We start from the raw sequence: 18,223 nt of genomic DNA on the forward strand, positions 1-18,223 counted from the left end.
CGTATCCTTTCCTATTCATTATTTTTATGTTTGATAGAAACGTCTTTTATTAATAGCTTTTGAACAAATGAATAGAAGAATTTCAATAACCGCGATTGTGGCAAGCAACACAACAAGCCCTTTCGTAAATGTAATCGTCTCCACATTTAACAGAAAATTCTTCTCTCCGTCGACAATCTTTCCAAAGTCAAAATATATATGAGGGAAAAAGCTAATATCTACTCCGAATAGTTCCCTTGTCGTTCTAGTAGCAAATAGGCGATCCGAAAAGAGGATTAAAGTACTTATTAACAAGACAACCCATTCGTTTTTTACTATTAAGCCTAAAACGACATTCAATCGGATGAAAAGGAAGATTAATAATGGCACCCCGATTAATGTTTTCGCAACAAAAGTTGCAATCGAAATGACATCATAATCTTTAGCTGTAAACAATTGCTGAGCGATCATGATAGGTACTTCCAAATCGAAGTAGCCAAAACCGAACTGCAAGCCCATTACAACGACCCCTGCAACAAGTACGGCAGCGACTATGAGCAGTGAATAAAGGAATGTCGATAAGGATTTCAAATTCAATTGCCGATACCAGGACAACGGCATCCCTTGCAGAACCGTCCGGTATTTACGATCCCTTGACAAAATATCACTGCTAAAATAGATTGCACAGAACAGAATGAATAGAATACCGTTTGTCTGTAGGAATTTTTGTAAAGCCTGCAAACCTGTCTTTTCATATATCAGGCCATATGTAATCGGGTAATTATTTTTGAAATAATCCTCATAGCGCATCATTGTTTGCTGATATAAATGTGCCCTGTCTTTGCCTGGGAATGGTGAAAGTGAAAAAAGATTCGGATCTGCTGTGTATTCCCACACATTTCCTAAAAGGGTATAGTTCCTTAAATAAAGGAAACGTGTGTAGTCCATTTCCTCATACGCATTAAGCATTGCATTATTTAGCATGTAATAGTATGCATTGTTGGCGTACACAAACTCGCCTGACCTTAAAACAATTCCTGTATTTCCTTTTTCCTCCCTGAACTTCTGCTCCACTTCAAGGGTTATCAAATAATCTCTAACCTCTTCGGGATAATAGGTTTCTTTTGTTTCTTCATTCGGCAATAGAATTAAACAATAACTCAATAGCAGGACTCCTATAAATAATACAAAAGGAATGTTCCGCCTGCTTCTTGATGTAATTAGAAATTCATGCTTCAAATAATTTCGATTCATCCTAACTTCCCCTTTTAGTAGAAAAGTCTTTACTCATTTCTGTACACTTTTCATGCATTTTTCGAATAAAACTTATCATAGTATTCAACCGTCCCTAACGGTCCAACTGTCATTTCCTTTTCATTATAATCAAGCATACGTTCAATCCACTTTGTTTGATCCACCGCACTCATTCCGTTTAGTGGAATGCATAATAAGTGGTTCGCCAAATAAATATGGCCCTCTGGCAATGTCTCCTTTTCTTTTAGCATTTCAAACTGTTCCGGATTCACTTCGATTTTTAAGTAGACATCATTTTCGCCGGTAAATCTATGTTCATGCACAAACTTTCCGTTTTTCAGGAAAAGCACTCTATCAGCATACAAATCTAAATTTGATAGTAAGTGAGATGCGACAAAGATGAGCTTATCCTTCTTCATTTCCATTAAGCATTCCGATAATAAAGCCACATTGTCCACATCGAGTCCATTCATCACTTCATCCAAAAGGATGACAGGCGTGTCAGCTGCCATCATCATTGCAAAGCAAAGGCGCTGCCTCATCCCTAATGAATATGTGCGAACTTTCCTTTTCACGTAGTTCCCCATTTGAAGACGCTCAATGACTGCCGGTACATGTTTTGTCGATCCCTTCCACATATTCGCGAAGAGTTTCAGGTGATCCACTCCGGACAACTCCCCAAACAGGTCTTTTTGTTCAGGGAATGTACATAACTGCTTATGAATCAATAACTCTTCCTTTTCATTTCGGTAAGCGTATTTACCATCAAATACTACATGCCCCGAATCAGGCTTTACAAAATTCGCCATCACATTGAACATCGTTGATTTCCCGGTTCCGTTTGGAGCCGCCACACCTATGATTTCCCCTATATTAGCCGTTAACTCCAATTTATCCAAAACGGCTTTATCATTATAGGTAATTGACACATTTGATAATTTCAACATCTATTCTTCCACCCTTCAGCTTGTTCTTGCCTAACGCTCTTATTTGGTAATTTCTTGATACTTTCTACTATATACATAAGAGTCAATTAATTCAATAGTATTAAATATCACCATTCTCAAATAGGTTCAATTTATTATATATTTCATAATTTAATAAAAAGCTGCCACAGAAGTTAAAACACCTTCCATGACAGCTTTTTTAATTATGAAGCAACTGCTACTTTATTTTTATCGTCATTCCCTTTCGTTTTCCATTGAATTGCCCAAAGGATAACGAAAAGAATTAGACCGACAATATCCGTAATTGTTTCCGGGAAAATTAGCAATAACCCGGTTGCTACAATAATAATTCGCTCCAACCAATTACATTTTCGATACCAATAACCTATCATACCTGCCCCTATTGCAATCATACCTACTATGGCCGTGAAGACGACCCAAATAATTTCCAAGAAGGATGCATCAATCATAAGCATTGCCGGATTGAATACAAACATATATGGAATGATGAATGCTGCAATCGCAAGTTTTGAAGATACAACACCAGTTTTAATCGGATCTCCCCCGGATATACCTGACGCAGCAAATGCAGCAAGTGCAACAGGCGGCGTAATATCTGCGATAATCCCGAAATAGAACACGAATAAGTGAGCTGAAATCGCTACAACAAGTGGTACTGTCGTTCCTGGTCCCATTTCACCGCCCATTAGGAGTAAAATGATGGCAGGAGCTGCGATTGTCGATGTAATAACATAGTTTGCAGTTGTCGGCGACCCCATTCCAAGTACTAAAGCCGCAAGCATCGTAAAGATAAGCGTTAATAAAATATTCCCCCCTGCAGCTGAAACGAGTCCATTTGCAAGACTTAACCCTAACCCTGTCTTAACAACAACCCCAACGATAATACCGGCACACGCGGTTGCTGCTGCAACAGCCAATGCAGTACGCGCACCATCAACAAGTGCCATAATAATATCTTTAAATCCAAGACGTGTAGATTTATCGAAGAAACTGACGACTAAAGTAAGAACTATACCTAATAATGCCGCTTTCATCGTCGGAATTCCAAGCAATAGGAATAGGATAATCCCTAAAATCGGCAATAATAGATAAATCTTTTTCAACGTCGCCTTCCGATCCGGCATTTGATCCTCGGACATGCCTTTTAGACCGACACGCTTCGCCTCAAAATGCGTCATAATCCAAATCCCAGTAAAGTAAAGCAAAGCAGGAATAGCTGCCGCTTTGGCAATTTCCCAATAAGTTACGCCTCCGATGAATTCAACCATCAGGAATGCAGCGGCCCCCATGATAGGTGGCATGATTTGTCCTCCAGTTGAAGCAGCTGCCTCAACCCCACCTGCAAACTCCTTGCGATACCCTAACTTTTTCATCATAGGAATTGTATATGAACCTGAACCAACAACGTTTGCAACGGAACTTCCTGAAATCGTTCCTTGCAATGCACTTGAGAAGATCGCTACTTTGGCAGGTCCACCGGTTAAACGACCCGCAAGGACAACTGCTAAATCATTGAAATAGTTCCCTACACCTGTTTTTACGAGGAAAGCCCCGAATAATAAGAACACGAAGATGAATGTCGCAGAAACACTGATTGGCGTCCCTAAAATACCATCTGTTGTATAGAACATTAATTGGACAATACTTTTTATATCTTGACCACGATGCGCAAGGAACCCTGGAAAATACCGTCCGAAAAATGCATATACCAAGAAAACGCTTGCAATAATAGTAATTGGTAATCCGACGGCCCGTCGTGCAGCTTCCAATGTTAATAGTACAGCTGCGATTCCGATAAGGAGATCCCAGTCGGAAACCCGCCCAACACGGCCAATTAAATCACCATAGAATAACGGCCAATACAATCCAACTGCAATCGCAACCAAGGATAGGATTATGTCATAGAAAGGAACCTTATCTTTTTTAACTCCCGGTTTCTTTCTTGCTGGGAATAAAATAAAAATAAGTGACAATGCGAAACCTAAGTGAATGGAACGCTGAATATAGGCAGTGTACGGAGTTCCGATGGATGTGTATAATTGGAAAAGCGAAAATGCAAGTAATCCAACGAACACGATTATCTTGAAAACCCCTTTAACATTCCGAGTATTTGACTCCGGATCATACTTCTGTAAAATTTCCAACTGCTGTTCTTCTGTTAACATTTCATTACTTTCTACTTCTGAATTAAGTTGTATTTTTTCTTTCTGTTTTTTATCTTTAGCCATTTATCTTTACTCCTTTCATCATTTGGTAAAATGATAGGCGTTGCACTCTAAAAGAGTACGATTTTCCTCTTATTAAATGTTTTTTTAAATCTGTTTCAAATCCCTCATAGCGGAAAGCGAGATCCGCGTCGACATCGCCAACAAAAAGGACGAATGATTGGATAATGTTATGCTCAAAAGACAGCGTATACAAACCATCTTTGACAGATAGGGTCTGGCCTTTTTCCGCATATCCCGGCAAACCAATTCCAACATCTTCATATTGCATAGATAATAACTGTATGGCATTTTGATCGGTCACCTTATAGGACTCAATTACATCAGTTAAAAAGATGGAGTGAACATACCTTATTTGAAATTCCTGCTCATTTTTCATCTTTACATAATAGATTTCTGGATGATTTGCCCGATATTCTGTGAACGAGAACACCTTATGTATCGGCAGGAAAATAAAGGCGAGGACAACAAGGAGCGTGAATAGCAGAATGACGGGCGGAAATACTTTCTTCCATTTCATCCGCCTTCTTCCTTTCTGGGTGGCAATTAAGAATGGGACGGATGAAGCATGTCGCTTCACCGCCCCGATTCCGAATTTACCAAGATTAAATTATTTTTGTTCGTCGAAGTACTTTTTTGCACCTGGGTGAACTGGAATACCGATACCGTCAAGTCCAGTTTCTGCTTTAATCAACGCAGCTTTCGGATGCGTCAATTTAGATGCGTTGTCATAAATCGATTTTGTGATTTTATAAGCCACATCTTCTGGAATATCATTTTGGATTACTAACATTGCACCAACTGATACTGTAGGTGTGTCATTAGCAATTCCGTAAGTTCCTGCTGGGATAACTTCTTTTGCATAGTAACCATATTTTGCGATCAATTCGTCAGCTTTGGCATCTTCAACTGGAACGATAAATACTTGCGCTGTTGCGTTCAAACCTTCAACAGCAGCTGTTGGAGTACCAGCAGTGATGAATGCTGCATCGATTTGACCAGCTTGCAAGCTCTCTGTAGACTCACCGAAGTCCAAATCTTGTGCTTGGATATCATCCATTGTCAAACCATGGATTTCAAGAAGCTGTTCAGCATTCGCATACGTACCTGAACCTGGAGCTCCTACAGATACTTTTTTACCTTTTAAGTCAGCAAATGATTTAATTCCAGACTTTTCAAGAGTAACTAATTGAACTGTTTCAGGATATAGGAAACCGATTGCAGAAACAGTGTCGATGATTTCACCATCAAACATCATTTCTCCTTTAGACGCATAATAAGCGATATCCGTCTGCACGAAAGCAAGTTCAGCTTTTCCGTCCTTAAGGGCAGTCATATTCGCTGCCGATGCTTGTGAAACTTCAGCTGTTGTTTTAATACCAGTATCCTGGCCGATGTTTTCTGCAAGTGCTCCCCCAAGTGCGTAATAAGTACCTTGCGTACCACCTGTCAAAATACTTAGATATTCAACGTCTTTTTTACCGCATGCTGATAGAAGTAGCAATGTAAGCACTGACATCAATGCAAGAATGCGTCCTACTCTCTTATTCATACAATCTCTCTCCCCTTTTGTATTATTATAGTTTTGCAACTTATCACCTATTCTAACACAAATAATCATTCACTTGTCAACGTTTCTTGTGAATAGTCTGTAAATCGCAAGCGTTTTCATTCCGAATTAATAAAAAAAAAGAAGATGAAGCTAAACTTCTTCATCTTCCAGGAACGCTTTATTCAATACTATTCTTTTCATTTTCTTTTTTGTTTAAATCAAGGTAAGTTATTCCAGCTTCATCCAAATCTCTTTTCCGGTGCGCCAACCGGGAAGCAGCACATGAAGCGATGCTTGCGACGAGGTCATCTAAAAATGTATGGACACCGATTCCTTTTTTCGTATCAAGATCATTAATAATACCGATTTTATTTTTATCCAAGTGACCAAATGTAGTTACGGCAATGGACCCATACGTAAAAACTGCACCTAATGCAATCGTTTCATCCACACCGAACAGTCCTTCATCAGAATCAACAATCTGTTGTAAAGGGGCTGATAATTTCCCTTGCTCCGCAAGTTCATCTAACTCGATTCCGACAAGGATTGCATGCTGAAGTTCCCTCTTACGTAATACCTTTTCTACAGAGTCTACACATTCTGCAAGATCAAGGCCTTCATTATAAGGAACTTGCATTTCGTAGACAATTTTCGCCACATCTTCCAATGTGACACCTCGCCGTAGAAGGGCTTCCTTTGTAGCTTTAGTAACAACATCGCTATGGACTATATTTTTACCAGTGAACATTAATTATTACCTCCTTTTTCTAATCCGTGCTTATCAGATATAATATGACCGTTGCCTTTCAATTGATTCTAAAGCATTGTCAACATCCTCAACCTAATAAGCTTTTTAAGGATTATACCTGTAGGGTACCATATGATACAATCTTGATACATAAACAACAAGGGAGGACTAACTTATGGAATATGGAAAAATCGAAGAGGTCAACTTTTACAGCGAAGCACTTGGTGAGGAAATGCAACTTCTCATCCATTTACCATATCAGTATTCACCGCTATATAAGTATTCCGTTCTCATTGCTTCGGACGGCAAGGACTATTTTCAATACGGTAGAATTGGACGCGTCGCCGATGAATTAGTTAATGAGGGCGAAATCGATAATATGATCGTAGTTGGAATACCATATAAAAGTGTCAAAGAGCGAAGAAGAATGTATCATCCAGCCGGTGATCGACACAAAGATTATATCCGTTTTCTTGCGCATGAGTTAGTTCCTTATATTGACGAAAACTACCCAACCTATCAAGTCGGGGCAGGAAGAGGATTGATAGGAGATTCTTTAGCCGCAACGATTTCATTGCTTACCGCATTGAAATATCCGAATTGCTTTGGGAAGGTCATTCTTCATTCGCCTTATGTGGATGAATATGTACTCGAACAAGTGGAAACCTTAAAAGATCCATCCAGTTTCTCCATCTATCACGTGATTGGCACCGAAGAGACGGAAGTAAAAACGACTGTGGATGGCATTCAAGATTTTCTTACTCCTAACAGGAATTTAAATAATTTAATAAAAAGTAAAGGGTTTTCATACTTCTATGAAGAATTTAAAGGGGACCATACGTGGAAGTATTGGCAAAAGGACGTTCCACGAGCTATCAGAAAATCCTTTCAATATGAATGATGCCAATTTAGGCAAAGTGTGGGCGATTCTGCTATAATTAACGATATGAAGTAGTGTATTAAAAACATTTTACGAGGAGGTCGTTTAGGATGAAATATGGTGTAGTCGCATTTCCATCAAAGAAACTCCAAGACATAGCAAACGGTTACAGGAAGCGTTATGACCCACATTATGCACTTATTACGCCCCACATGACTGTTAAGGGTGTATTCGAAGCTGATGACAAAGAAATTGAGCAAGTGGCTGTAGCGATTCGTGAGGTAGCAAATAAGCATAAGCCTTTTGAATTAAACGTCTCAAAAGTAAGCACGTTTGCTCCTATTACAAATACGATTTTCTTCAAAGTAACACCTAATGAGGATATACTTGCACTCCATAAAGACCTGAATGAAGATTTCTTCGGTGTAACGCCGGAATTCTCCTTCGTTCCACATATTACAATCGCTCAAAAACTCACTTCAGGTGAACATGATGATATTATCGGTCAAATTAAGATGGTGGGAGTCGATCACACCGAAATAATTGATCGTATACACCTTCTTTACCAACTTGAAGACGGATCTTGGACAGTTTATGAAACTTTCCGTCTTGATGAGGAAAATTGAAGATTGATTGAAGTTAAAATTGCCCGATCCGATCGGGAGCGTGAAGCAGCGTATGATGTTCGGAAAAAAGTTTTTGTGGAAGAGCAAGGAGTTCCCCTCAGTCTAGAAATGGACGAATTTGATAAAACAGCCGCACATTTCATCGTCTATGATGATGATCTACCGATTGGGGCCGGGCGTATCCGGGAAATTGATAGCGGCATCGGCAAAGTGGAAAGGGTTTGCGTTTTAAAAGAATTGCGTGGCAAGCATCTTGGTAATCTTATTATGCTTGAACTCGAAAAACATGCTAAGTCCACAGGCATGAAGAAAATCATTTTGAACGCACAGTCTTATGCAGTACCTTTCTATGAGAAACTTGGATTTACGGTCACCTCTCCGGAATTCATGGATGCCGATATCCCCCATCGGGCTATGGAAAAAGATATCAGTAATTGAAAAACCGCTTCAGTCAAGGTGACTGAAGCGGTTTTTCGTATGGAAAATGGGCTGTTGGCGAGATATCGGTCACTTGTCGCGAGTTATCGGTCACTTGATGCAAGTTATCGGTCACTTTGAGATAGTTATCGGTCATTTTATTACTTAAGACCTAACTAAGGCATGAAGTTTCCTATCCCTTTTTATGTTCGCTATGTTATTTCGGACTGCCCCTGCTCTTATTCTTATACGTATTGATTCACCACAAGGCCTTTCCCTACAAGGCTTGCGATTACAGGTGATAGATTGGTTGGATTCGGGATGAAACCACTCGTCTCTCGAGAATTTGGGACAGTCGTTCCCAATTTATCATTCTCGGATATTCTTTCCATTTCTTGTTCAAGGGAGTTTTGGAATTTACTCATTAATTCGGTGTCCAATTTCACTTTTTGTACTCGATTGATATAAGCAAAGTTTTTAAACTCCACATTCATACGATTTGCATACATTTCCGATTGAATTGGCTGAATCGGCAGTTGATAGCCCATTTCCTCACCTCTTTTATATGACTATCCCCGTTTGTAGATTGTATGAAACACTTGGCTAATTGTATGTATATGAAAAAGGGTGGCACTAAACGCCACCCTCCGCTTTTGTTTCATCCAGCTGCGGGTGGCAGCTGCTCGGGTCGCTTCAGGTTTGAAAGTAAAGGCAAAGAACGCCTTTATTTCAAACCTTCCAGCGCCGGTCGCAGCTAAACACCACCCTCCGCTTTTGTTTAGTTATTCATCATTCGTTGTATGTCGTTGAAGTTTACAGAGTTTCCATTGTTGACGATTGATCTTACCAATTCGTCTTCCATATGCTGTGGGACGTTTTTGTTTGCAAGCCTGCCGACTTTTTTTACGATTTTACGGACTTGCCGCTCGTCGCTGAAGTCTGCATACTGGATAGCGTTTGCTAAAGCAAAAACTTCTTCCATTGGTACACCTGTTTTGGATTCAATTTTCTTAAAAAACGAGTCATTCATACCCTTTTACCTCCCCCTTAGCAGATAAAGCTGCTGCCAACAATGATTAGCAAGATGAAGAGAACTACAATTAGAACAAAAGTGGAACCGCCATAGGAACCTTTTCCATACCCGCCATATCCACCGCAGCCGTATCCGCCGCCAGAATAGCATCCACCAAACATAAAAATCCCTCCTTCCCTTCCGTCTATCCTATGCAGATAGCGGAGAGAATGAGGGGGCGTTTGCACAATCATTTTTATATATTGCCCTTCGGTTTAAAAATAAATGATGCGATGAATCCAAAAAGAATGGCTGCACTTATCCCAGAACTCGTCACTTCAAACATCCCAGTTAAGACGCCGATTAGACCGTGTTTTTCAGCTTCAGCAAGCGCTCCATGCGTTAATGCGTTACCGAATGAGGTGATTGGAATCGTGGCACCTGTTCCGGCAAAATCGATTAACGGTTCATAAAGACCAAAACCATCCAAAATGGATCCCGCAACGACCAATGTACAAAGTGTATGTGCAGGGGTCATTTTTGCTACATCAAACATCAGCTGCCCAATGACGCATATTAAACCGCCCACTATAAAGGAAGTAATGTAAATCGAGAACATTCAAACCACTCATTTCATCGTTAATTCGACCGCGTGTGCTATACACGGAATCGTATCTCCTTGCTGGTAAGATAACGGCGATAATAATGCACCCGTCGCAATGAGGAGAACCCTTTTATATTCCTTTTCCATAATTTTTTTATATATTTCGGAAAAATAAACTGCCGCAGAACATCCGGAACCGCTTGCACCTGCCATGAATTCCGAGTGATTACCGTAAAATCCCTCACCCGCATCGCTAAAGTTGTTGAAAGCCTTAATTCCTTGATTTTTAGCCAACTCTTTGTAAATCGCAAAGCCGACCTTGCTTAAATCGCCTGTCATGATCATGTCATAGTCGCTTGCAGATGTATTATGACCTGCTAAATGTCGCATTAATGTATCTGCTGCTGCAGGCGCCATGGCTGCTCCCATATTCAATGGATCAGTCATGCCCATATCTACGACTTTACCAAAGGTGCCTCGCTCTATGCATGGTACGCCTTTTTGATAAGGCGTGATGGCCGCTGCACCTGCTGCTGTAACTGTCCATTGGGCAGTATCTCCCTTTTGGGCGCCATATTCGATTGGATATCGAAATTGCCTCTCGATTGCATTATGCTGGCTGGAGGAACCCGCAACAGCAAGTTTCGACATGCCCGACTCTGTAAGCAAGGCCGCCAATAATACAGAAGAAACTGATGTCGCACATGCCGAAAACAAGCCGATGTACGGAATACCAACTGTCGTAGCAGTAAAATTGGATGGCGTCATTTGATTGACAAGATCTCCTGTCAATAAATAATCTGCATCGCTCGGAACTTTATCAACCTTGCTTAATGCAATCATTATGGCATCTTCCATCAATTTTGCATGCCCTTGTTCATTGGTCTCCATTCCGCATCGTTCGTCATCAAACATTTTGTCGAAATTGACATGAAACGGGCTTTTTTTCTCAAGTGGACCCGCCGTTACACCGGTTGCCGCTATGGATGGGGTTGAAGGAAATGTAATTAAACCTTTGTTCACCATGATGCGACACCTAACTTCACAAGGATTGTCTTAATAAGAGCAACGAGAAAAGCGGAAAAAACACCGAATAGAATAACGGAGCCTGCCAATTTAAATATATTTCCACCGACTCCAAGGACGTATCCTTCTGACTTATGTTCAATGGCTGCAGACACAACAGCATTTCCGAATCCAGTAATCGGAACAGATGCACCTGCTCCACCTAACTGACCGATTTTCTTATATAGCCCAAATCCCGTCAAAAGCATGGAGATGAAAATCATAGTTGCAACTGTCGGATTGTTTGCCGTTCTTTCAGTAAAGTTAAAGAAAGTCATATAGAAAAGGGCGATGAATTGGGCGATTAGACAAATAGTGCCACCTACCAAGAATGCTTTGATGACATTTTTAAGTACCGGTGGCTTTGGAGAAATGCTTTGTTCCAGTTTCGCATATTTTTTTTTATCCATTATGTCTCTTCCTCCGTTAGAGAAATCAATTCGTGAATCTTTTTCTTCATCCTTTTTTCATCGTCTTTTAAAATAAGGTTATTTATTTCCGTTAAAACCTTGCTGTCCGCTGATACTAACACCGAGAGATCGGGGTAAATTTCCGTCAACTTCTTTTCCAATTCCTTTGCAATCTTTCTCTTATTGAACCTATCAAAGGTTTTAACTCGGATACCGACAATAAGATGATCATCATGAAAGAGTGTTGCTGCGCCCTTAATACGATCGTCTTTCTTAATTAAATCTTCCGCTTCCTTCGCATCCTCCCCTGTATGGTTTTCAACAGTAAACTCATTTGGAATACAACCCGAAAGCAGAAGGATTATACCGAAAATGGGTAGTAATCGACGAATAGTCATCATCCCCTTTTTTAAAAAGTATGGCATTGATCTTGTTTTTTATTCATAGCGTGATGTTTGCCCTGTCCCCAAGTATCGATGCGCATAATGTATAGGGAGTTGAGAAAAGGAGGTGGAATGAATGGGATGTGGAAGAGATGAAGATGTCAGACATGAAAAAGAAAATCATGAAAATCGCCACAACAATTGCATTTGCGAGGTGGTTCGTGCCATAAGGCGCGTACAAAACATCCGTGAAGATATTGACTGTGACGACTGCAGAACTGACTGTTTCCTGACTCCGCTTGGTAGCCTTGTTAGCCCTTCGCGGCAACGTGCCAATACGCGTGTATTCATGCTTTTGGACGAAAAAGGTAATCCATTCAAAGCAATGTTCAACAGAAGAAGAAGAAGGTTCGATGAAATTGAGGAAACAGCGCCAGCCTCCGAAAAAGGTGGTCGTAGGGATTGTGCTTCATGTTTCTCGATTTTCTTCAGGGTGCAAAATGTTTTTGATAACTGCTGCGCTACTTTACAAGTACTTGAACCTCGTGATATTAGAGGCAGAAGAGTCGACTTATTCAAAGGCGGCAGGCTGGACCTTGACGCAGTTTGCGAAGTTGAACGCTTCGAAGCAACAGGTACTTGCGTAACTGTTGACTTAACTTGCTTCTGTGGTATCCAATGCGTTAAGGACGTTTTTATTGATTGCGACGAAGACTGAGGGAATAACCTGTGATGCTAACTCTGCCCGATCCAAAAGATCGGGTGGATTTGTTTTTGTCTACTAAAATTTAAGATAGTATTATGGAAAATTTTCATGCATAAACAATTTGATTTCTACATTCTACATATAGGATTGGAGTGAAGGGCGGCGACTCCTGGGGGATAAGCGGGACAGGTGAGACCCCGCAGTGTCGCGTTAGCGACCGAGGGGGCTCACCGCCCGCCCCCCGGAAAGCGTCCGCCCGAAACGGAAATCCCTTTGATTTCTATGTATGGCTTTATTTAAAAAAGGACTGTTTCAGAATGTCAATCACACTGACATTCTGAACAGTCCTGTTTTTATTTATTCCGTCTCAAACGACTGGCCTCTCCACAACACATCATCAATCTTCCCAATCTCTAACTTCGTAACCTCATCATCCGCATCAATCCACAACAAATCATCTTCAACCCTCTGAATAGTGCCCTTCACACTCTTACCATCCACCAAAAACTGCAACGGTTTGTACGCTGCCCTTTGAAACGGCCCACTTAAATATAAAATTTTACCTAAAATAATGGGGTCGACAACTTTAGATTGCTCAACCTGGGATGAAGACGCAATTTCTATTGTTTCCTTAACCGATTCTTCATTCAGTACAAATACCGATGTACTCTCTTCTTCAACAACGATTCTCTTCATATAAACCGGTGGCGGCCCAGACACGAATATCAACGGATCTTTGTAGGAAATGTTGATCCCCCCTTTTTCCGTAGTATATGCGCCTATGAACAACGAAGTTCATTTGGGTTTATGAAAGACTACTTATGAACGTAGTCGCCAAACCAAGGTAAATAATAATACTAATCACGTCATTCAATGTAGTGATGAACGGTCCCGATGCTACTGCGGGGTCAACTTTCATCCGATGCATGAACAATGGTATGAATGAACCTGATATAGTAGCGACGAAAATCGAAACTAAAATAGCTGCACCAACCAACAAAGCGATGATAAACTCATGCTTCCAAATGAAAATAAGTCCAACAACAAAGACAGCACAAACCAATCCAGTGATTAAACCAGTTCCCGCCTCTCGCAAAAGAAGCTTGAATTTATTTACATCCTCAATGTCCCGAGTTGCAATACCCCGGACCGCAACCGCAAGCGCTTGAGTACCGCTATTCCCCGCCGTTCCGGCAATCAACGGAATGAAAGCTGCAAGTAAAGCAACTTGCGAAATCGTTTCGGTAAATAAATCAATCAAATTAGCGGTCAACATACCAAGGATTAAAAGGATAATTAACCAAGGAATCCTTTTCTTTGCTGCAGAAAGAGAGTTCTTATCAATGGAATCCATATTCGAAACAGCTGCAAGTTTCGAATAGTCGTCCGAAGCTTCTTCATCGATGACGTCAATAATGTCGTCGACTGTAATAATTCCAAGCATGTGATATTGAAAGTCAACAACCGGTACTGCAAGTAAATTATAATCCTGCGTCGTCCTGGCGACGTCTTCCTGGTCATCCGAAACTAAGACGCTGACAACACGCTCATTCATGATGGATTGGATCAATGTGTCTTCATCTGCGATGATCAAATCACGAAGTGAAACAACCCCCGTTAGACGATTATCTTCATCAACAACGAATATATAATAGATTGTTTCCGCGGAAGGGGCTTCATTTTTTAATATTGTCATCGCAGATCGTACGGTAGAATTCTGAGGAATGGAAACATACTCCGTCGTCATAATTGAACCGGCTGTGTATTCTTCGTAATGTAAGAGAGACTTTATCTCAGTAGCTGCGTCCTTATTCATTAACGTCAAATAACTAGCGATTTGTGATTTATCAAGTTCTTTCAGGACATCTACCGCATTATCGACAAACATGTATGAAATCATGTCCGCTGCATATGTCGTGTCCATCTCCTGAAGGAACTGCTTATATTCACCATCGTCGATTTCACTCGTCTCAAAGATTTCGGCCAACTCTTTTGGAGACAGAAAGAAATACATTGTTTTCCTATGTTCCTCATCGACCTTTTCGTAGAAAATTGCACGATCATAAGGGTGAAGGATTAAATATTCTTCGCGAAAAGCTTTGATATCCTGCCTCTCAAGGGCATCAATCAATTTTTCTTCATCAATGATGATATCGTCATGAACTTCTTCATTAACAGTCATGGTTGCACCTTCCTTTCCATCCCAGCATGCATGTTTGTTTCCATTCAAGGCAAAATAATATATATAACCGATCTATCAAAAGGAGATTTTCTGATGAAACTGGATATTATTGGGGATATTCATGGTTGCTACGACGAGTTGCTTACACTTATAAACAAGCTTGGCTATACATTTGAATCCGATATACCCGTTCATAAGGAAAGGCAGCTTGCATTCGTTGGTGATGCTATGGATCGTGGACCCTCATCTGTAAAGACACTTGAACTGATGTTCAAATTACAGGATAAGGATAGACTTATCTATTCCCCCGGTAACCATTGCAATAAACTTTATCGATTATCGATAGGGAGAAATGTTCAACAAACACATGGTCTCGAAACAACCGTGGCTGAATTGAATGCTTTACCACCTAAAGAAAAACGTCGTTTCTTGAATCGATACAAACGATTTTACGAAGCCCTTCCCTTATACGCAAATTTAGATGACGGGAAAATCATTATCGCACACGCCGGAATCCGTGAACAGATGATTGGAGAACCTTTTTCAAAAAAAATAAAGTCCTTTGTCCTTTACGGTGACACTACAGGTGAAACACTTCCAGATGGGCGGCCCGTGAGAAGGGATTGGGCAAAGAAATACCATGGAGATGCATGGATTGTTTATGGCCATACTCCAGTACTTGAGGCAAGGTTTATGCACCGAACCGTCAATGTGGATACTGGATGTGTGTTTGGAGGAAAGCTGACCGCTATTCGTTATCCTGAAATGGACGTTGTTTCGGTACCATCCTCACAACCGTTCATCCCTGAAAAGTTCACTCAATTTGATTGACTAGCTCTGCGTTAGTTTTTTGAGGTCTATAGGAAGTTCACTGTTGAACACTAATTTCGTTCCCGTTAGAGGATGCCTGAAGCCGATGGTTGCACAATGCAACGCCTGTCTGTTGACAAGTTTACGGGAACCGCCGTACAGATCATCACCTACAAGCGGATGTCCAAGCCATTGCATATGAACCCTGATCTGATGCGTCCGTCCTGTATGAAGCTCAAGGGAAACAGAAGTAAACCTGGATCCATGCAGCTCATAATGTCCAAGTGTTTTCCCATCAGTTCTTGCATATTGACCGTCTTGTCGGACGATCCTCTCGATAATACTGCCGTCCTTCCGCCCGATAGGTTGTTCTATGACAAATTCATTCTCAACAATATGTCCCTCCGCAAATGCGATATAATTGCGGTAAAAGCCTGTCTCCTGAATCTGCTCACTTAATAGATGATGGATATGCCGGTTTTTGGCAATGCATATAAGTCCCGACGTATCCGTATCCAATCTGGTTACAATATGCACGGTTGAAGGAACTTTCTCTTTCAGGAACTTACCGGCAATATAATTTGCAATTGTTCCTGCCGGATGATCACGGGACGGGATTGTTCCTTGTCCCGCAGGTTTATCGATAATTATAATCGCTTCATCTTCATATAGGATATTAAGCGTTCCTGATTCGGGAATAAGTCCATCGCTTGGCTGTTCTTCTGGAAATTGAACCGTAACCGTATCCCCTGCCCTTACTATATGCCGAACCGTTTGCTCCGTCTCATTTACTAACAACTGACCGCCGTCATACTTCACGGCGGTTAATGTTCGTTTTGAAATTCCTTTTGCATGTAAAAATTCCCTTAATAGAACTTGTTCTTCTACAATAAAATTTAACGTAAACCGGTTAGATTGCGTCTTCATCACTCTTCACTTGCTATGAATGAATCATGGACCCTTGTCCAAAATGGGAAAGGACGGAATCTTCCAAATCTCACTTTCTCATCCGCAACCTTATATTCTATCGATTTCACATCTTTATGCAATAACTGCAAATGGTCCACAGTCACCATAAAATCCGGTCCATTTACTGGCGTTAACACACAGGAATGATGTGATGGCAAAATTAGAGGGGAGCCGACCGTTCTGAATACCCGATTATTTATGGACGCCATTTCGGTCAGTTGAATGGCATCCAGGGATGGGTGGATGATCGCCCCGCCAAGAGCTTTATTATATGCAGTGGAGCCGGAAGGTGTCGACATGCATAAACCATCCCCCCGGAATCTTTCAAATAACACACCGTTCAGTTCCACATCCATGACCAATGTTACTTCAGGAGATTTGACTGTCGATTCATTCAACGCCAGGTATTTAGCCTCCTGATCCGAATTACGATAAGAAATCGTCACTTCAAGTAATGGATATTCAATCACATTGTATTCTTTACGTGCAATCGACAGGACCAATTTTTCCATTTCGGACGGTTTCCAGTCGGCATAAAAACCAAGATGCCCTGTATGGATTCCGATGAATGCCGTGTCCTTCAATCGATGAATATATTTATGAAAAGCATGAAGCAACGTTCCATCTCCACCAACCGATAAAACAATATCAGGTGATTCTTCATCAAAAATAAGTCCGAAATCAGTTAAATACTCGACGGCTTCATCTCTTAATCGGTTTGAAAGTGAATCATTCCTTGTTTGAATGGCAAACTTCATCAACATTCACTCCCCTTTCCTCCGTTTTTCGCCGTACCCTCTGTCTGCTGATTCTTTATAGGCAGTAAAGTATTGTTGTGCATCATGGATTTCATCACGGATGAGCGACATCTCCTCATCAAGTCTAAAGGCAGCCTCCGCAGCCCGTTCAAGACGATGCATGATTTCATCTGGCAATTCACTCTGGTATTTGTAATTCAATGAATGTTCAATGGACGCCCAAAAATTCATCGCCAATGTCCTGATTTGAATTTCTGCCAAAATTGTCTTTACACCGTGAATCGTTTGTACTGGATAGCCAATGATCATATGGAATGATCTGTATCCGCTCGGTTTTTTATTGGAAATATAATCTCTTTCCTCAATAACGTGCATATCGGTTCGCTTTCTTAACGTATCGACAACTTTGCCGATATCATCCACGAACTGGCACATGATTCGTAGTCCTGCAATATCAGGTAATTCTTCTGCAAGCTCAGCCGAAGGTTTGAATGGAATTCCTTTTTCAAGGGTTTTATCATAGATGCTGGCTAAAGGTTTCACACGCCCCGTTACAAATTCCACCGGCATATGTACGCCTTCGAGTTCATATTGTGTCCGTAACCCTTTCAGTTTCACTTTCAATTCCGAAACTGCTTGTTTATACGGCTCAAGAAATTGCTTCCATTCCTTCAT

The 18,223-nt window shown here is 40.9% G+C and carries 23 protein-coding genes; 5 read left to right on the forward strand and 18 right to left on the reverse strand.

Translation table 11 applies throughout. From position 1 onward, the window contains the following. Positions 1-24: 24 nt before the first annotated feature. The 6 genes from ACFPZG_RS07555 to ACFPZG_RS07580 form a co-directional block, all read right to left on the reverse strand. Positions 25-1,143 (reverse strand): hypothetical protein, encoded by a 1,119-nt coding sequence (locus ACFPZG_RS07555; RefSeq protein WP_283732576.1) that lies wholly within the window; start codon positions 1,141-1,143, stop codon positions 25-27. A gap of 140 nt (positions 1,144-1,283) precedes the next feature. Next, a complete protein-coding gene (locus tag ACFPZG_RS07560; RefSeq protein ID WP_283732577.1) occupies positions 1,284-2,180 on the reverse strand; it encodes an ATP-binding cassette domain-containing protein in 897 nt (298 codons plus the stop codon). Positions 2,181-2,383: 203 nt separating this feature from the next. Next, entirely contained in the window at positions 2,384-4,429 is a 2,046-nt protein-coding gene (locus ACFPZG_RS07565; protein WP_283732578.1) for a TRAP transporter permease, read from the reverse strand. Beyond that, positions 4,422-4,946, reverse strand: coding sequence for a DUF1850 domain-containing protein (locus ACFPZG_RS07570; protein WP_283732579.1), 525 nt, complete (start codon positions 4,944-4,946; stop codon positions 4,422-4,424). The genes ACFPZG_RS07565 and ACFPZG_RS07570 overlap by 8 nt, the downstream gene beginning before the upstream one ends. 90 nt (positions 4,947-5,036) lie before the next feature. Next, positions 5,037-5,978 (reverse strand): TAXI family TRAP transporter solute-binding subunit, encoded by a 942-nt coding sequence (locus ACFPZG_RS07575; RefSeq protein WP_283732580.1) that lies wholly within the window; start codon positions 5,976-5,978, stop codon positions 5,037-5,039. 178 nt (positions 5,979-6,156) lie between these two features. Then, entirely contained in the window at positions 6,157-6,726 is a 570-nt protein-coding gene (locus ACFPZG_RS07580) for a phosphatidylglycerophosphatase A family protein (protein WP_283732581.1), read from the reverse strand. 175 nt (positions 6,727-6,901) lie between these two features. Between ACFPZG_RS07580 and ACFPZG_RS07585 the strand changes: the two genes are divergently transcribed. From ACFPZG_RS07585 to ACFPZG_RS07595, 3 genes are all read left to right on the forward strand, one after another. Further along, complete coding sequence (locus ACFPZG_RS07585; RefSeq protein WP_283732582.1) at positions 6,902-7,627, forward strand: alpha/beta hydrolase; 726 nt, start codon at positions 6,902-6,904, stop codon at positions 7,625-7,627. Positions 7,628-7,716: 89 nt separating this feature from the next. After that, positions 7,717-8,232 carry a YjcG family protein gene (locus tag ACFPZG_RS07590; RefSeq protein WP_283732583.1) on the forward strand — a complete coding sequence of 172 codons (516 nt, stop codon included), beginning with the start codon at positions 7,717-7,719 and terminating at the stop codon, positions 8,230-8,232. A gap of 3 nt (positions 8,233-8,235) precedes the next feature. Beyond that, positions 8,236-8,670: a GNAT family N-acetyltransferase gene (locus tag ACFPZG_RS07595; RefSeq protein WP_317940645.1), complete on the forward strand. Its 435-nt coding sequence runs from the start codon at positions 8,236-8,238 to the stop codon at positions 8,668-8,670. A 224-nt stretch (positions 8,671-8,894) separates the two neighbouring features. On the opposite strand, the gene ACFPZG_RS07600 is transcribed toward ACFPZG_RS07595, so the two are convergent. The 7 genes from ACFPZG_RS07600 to ACFPZG_RS07630 all read right to left on the reverse strand — a co-directional run bounded on the left by ACFPZG_RS07600 (position 8,895) and on the right by ACFPZG_RS07630 (position 12,138). Continuing rightward, on the reverse strand, positions 8,895-9,197 hold the full coding sequence (locus ACFPZG_RS07600; protein ID WP_283732585.1) for a hypothetical protein: 303 nt from the start codon (positions 9,195-9,197) through the stop codon (positions 8,895-8,897). Positions 9,198-9,427: 230 nt separating this feature from the next. Continuing rightward, positions 9,428-9,679, reverse strand: coding sequence for a stage VI sporulation protein F (locus ACFPZG_RS07605; RefSeq protein WP_283732586.1), 252 nt, complete (start codon positions 9,677-9,679; stop codon positions 9,428-9,430). 17 nt (positions 9,680-9,696) lie between these two features. Continuing rightward, complete coding sequence (locus tag ACFPZG_RS07610) at positions 9,697-9,843, reverse strand: YjcZ family sporulation protein (RefSeq protein WP_283732587.1); 147 nt, start codon at positions 9,841-9,843, stop codon at positions 9,697-9,699. 74 nt (positions 9,844-9,917) lie between these two features. Further along, complete coding sequence (gene spoVAE, locus ACFPZG_RS07615) at positions 9,918-10,280, reverse strand: stage V sporulation protein AE (protein ID WP_283732588.1); 363 nt, start codon at positions 10,278-10,280, stop codon at positions 9,918-9,920. Positions 10,281-10,289: 9 nt separating this feature from the next. Next, positions 10,290-11,291 (reverse strand): beta-ketoacyl-[acyl-carrier-protein] synthase family protein, encoded by a 1,002-nt coding sequence (locus tag ACFPZG_RS07620; protein ID WP_283732589.1) that lies wholly within the window; start codon positions 11,289-11,291, stop codon positions 10,290-10,292. Beyond that, positions 11,285-11,740, reverse strand: coding sequence for a stage V sporulation protein AC (gene spoVAC / locus ACFPZG_RS07625; protein ID WP_283732590.1), 456 nt, complete (start codon positions 11,738-11,740; stop codon positions 11,285-11,287). The genes ACFPZG_RS07620 and spoVAC overlap by 7 nt, the downstream gene beginning before the upstream one ends. Then, positions 11,740-12,138, reverse strand: a complete 399-nt coding sequence (locus tag ACFPZG_RS07630) for a YhcN/YlaJ family sporulation lipoprotein (protein ID WP_317940644.1) — start codon at positions 12,136-12,138, stop codon at positions 11,740-11,742. Before ACFPZG_RS07630 ends, spoVAC begins: the two co-directional genes overlap by 1 nt. 121 nt (positions 12,139-12,259) lie before the next feature. Here ACFPZG_RS07630 and ACFPZG_RS07635 point away from each other — a divergent pair, with 121 nt between their 5' ends. After that, entirely contained in the window at positions 12,260-12,841 is a 582-nt protein-coding gene (locus ACFPZG_RS07635; protein WP_317940643.1) for a CotY/CotZ family spore coat protein, read from the forward strand. Positions 12,842-13,186: 345 nt separating this feature from the next. Here the strand turns inward: ACFPZG_RS07635 and ACFPZG_RS07640 are convergent, their stop codons facing one another. Continuing rightward, complete coding sequence (locus tag ACFPZG_RS07640; RefSeq protein WP_283732592.1) at positions 13,187-13,525, reverse strand: hypothetical protein; 339 nt, start codon at positions 13,523-13,525, stop codon at positions 13,187-13,189. Between the two features lie 109 nt (positions 13,526-13,634). Further along, positions 13,635-15,011: a magnesium transporter gene (gene mgtE / locus ACFPZG_RS07645; RefSeq protein WP_317940642.1), complete on the reverse strand. Its 1,377-nt coding sequence runs from the start codon at positions 15,009-15,011 to the stop codon at positions 13,635-13,637. Positions 15,012-15,104: 93 nt separating this feature from the next. Between mgtE and prpE the strand changes: the two genes are divergently transcribed. Further along, positions 15,105-15,842, forward strand: a complete 738-nt coding sequence (gene prpE, locus ACFPZG_RS07650) for a bis(5'-nucleosyl)-tetraphosphatase PrpE (RefSeq protein WP_283732593.1) — start codon at positions 15,105-15,107, stop codon at positions 15,840-15,842. Here prpE and ACFPZG_RS07655 read toward each other — a convergent pair whose 3' ends face one another. From ACFPZG_RS07655 to ACFPZG_RS07665, 3 genes are read right to left on the reverse strand one after another with little or no spacing between them, the layout of a single operon-like run. Next, complete coding sequence (locus ACFPZG_RS07655; protein ID WP_317940641.1) at positions 15,843-16,748, reverse strand: RluA family pseudouridine synthase; 906 nt, start codon at positions 16,746-16,748, stop codon at positions 15,843-15,845. Next, complete coding sequence (locus tag ACFPZG_RS07660) at positions 16,748-17,548, reverse strand: NAD kinase (protein WP_317940640.1); 801 nt, start codon at positions 17,546-17,548, stop codon at positions 16,748-16,750. The genes ACFPZG_RS07655 and ACFPZG_RS07660 overlap by 1 nt, the downstream gene beginning before the upstream one ends. A gap of 6 nt (positions 17,549-17,554) precedes the next feature. Next, a complete protein-coding gene (locus ACFPZG_RS07665) occupies positions 17,555-18,223 on the reverse strand; it encodes a GTP pyrophosphokinase (RefSeq protein WP_283732594.1) in 669 nt (222 codons plus the stop codon).

The sequence above is a fragment of the Sporosarcina thermotolerans genome (genome assembly GCF_042658975.1).
Taxonomy (GTDB): Bacteria; Bacillota; Bacilli; order Bacillales_A; family Planococcaceae; genus Sporosarcina; species Sporosarcina thermotolerans.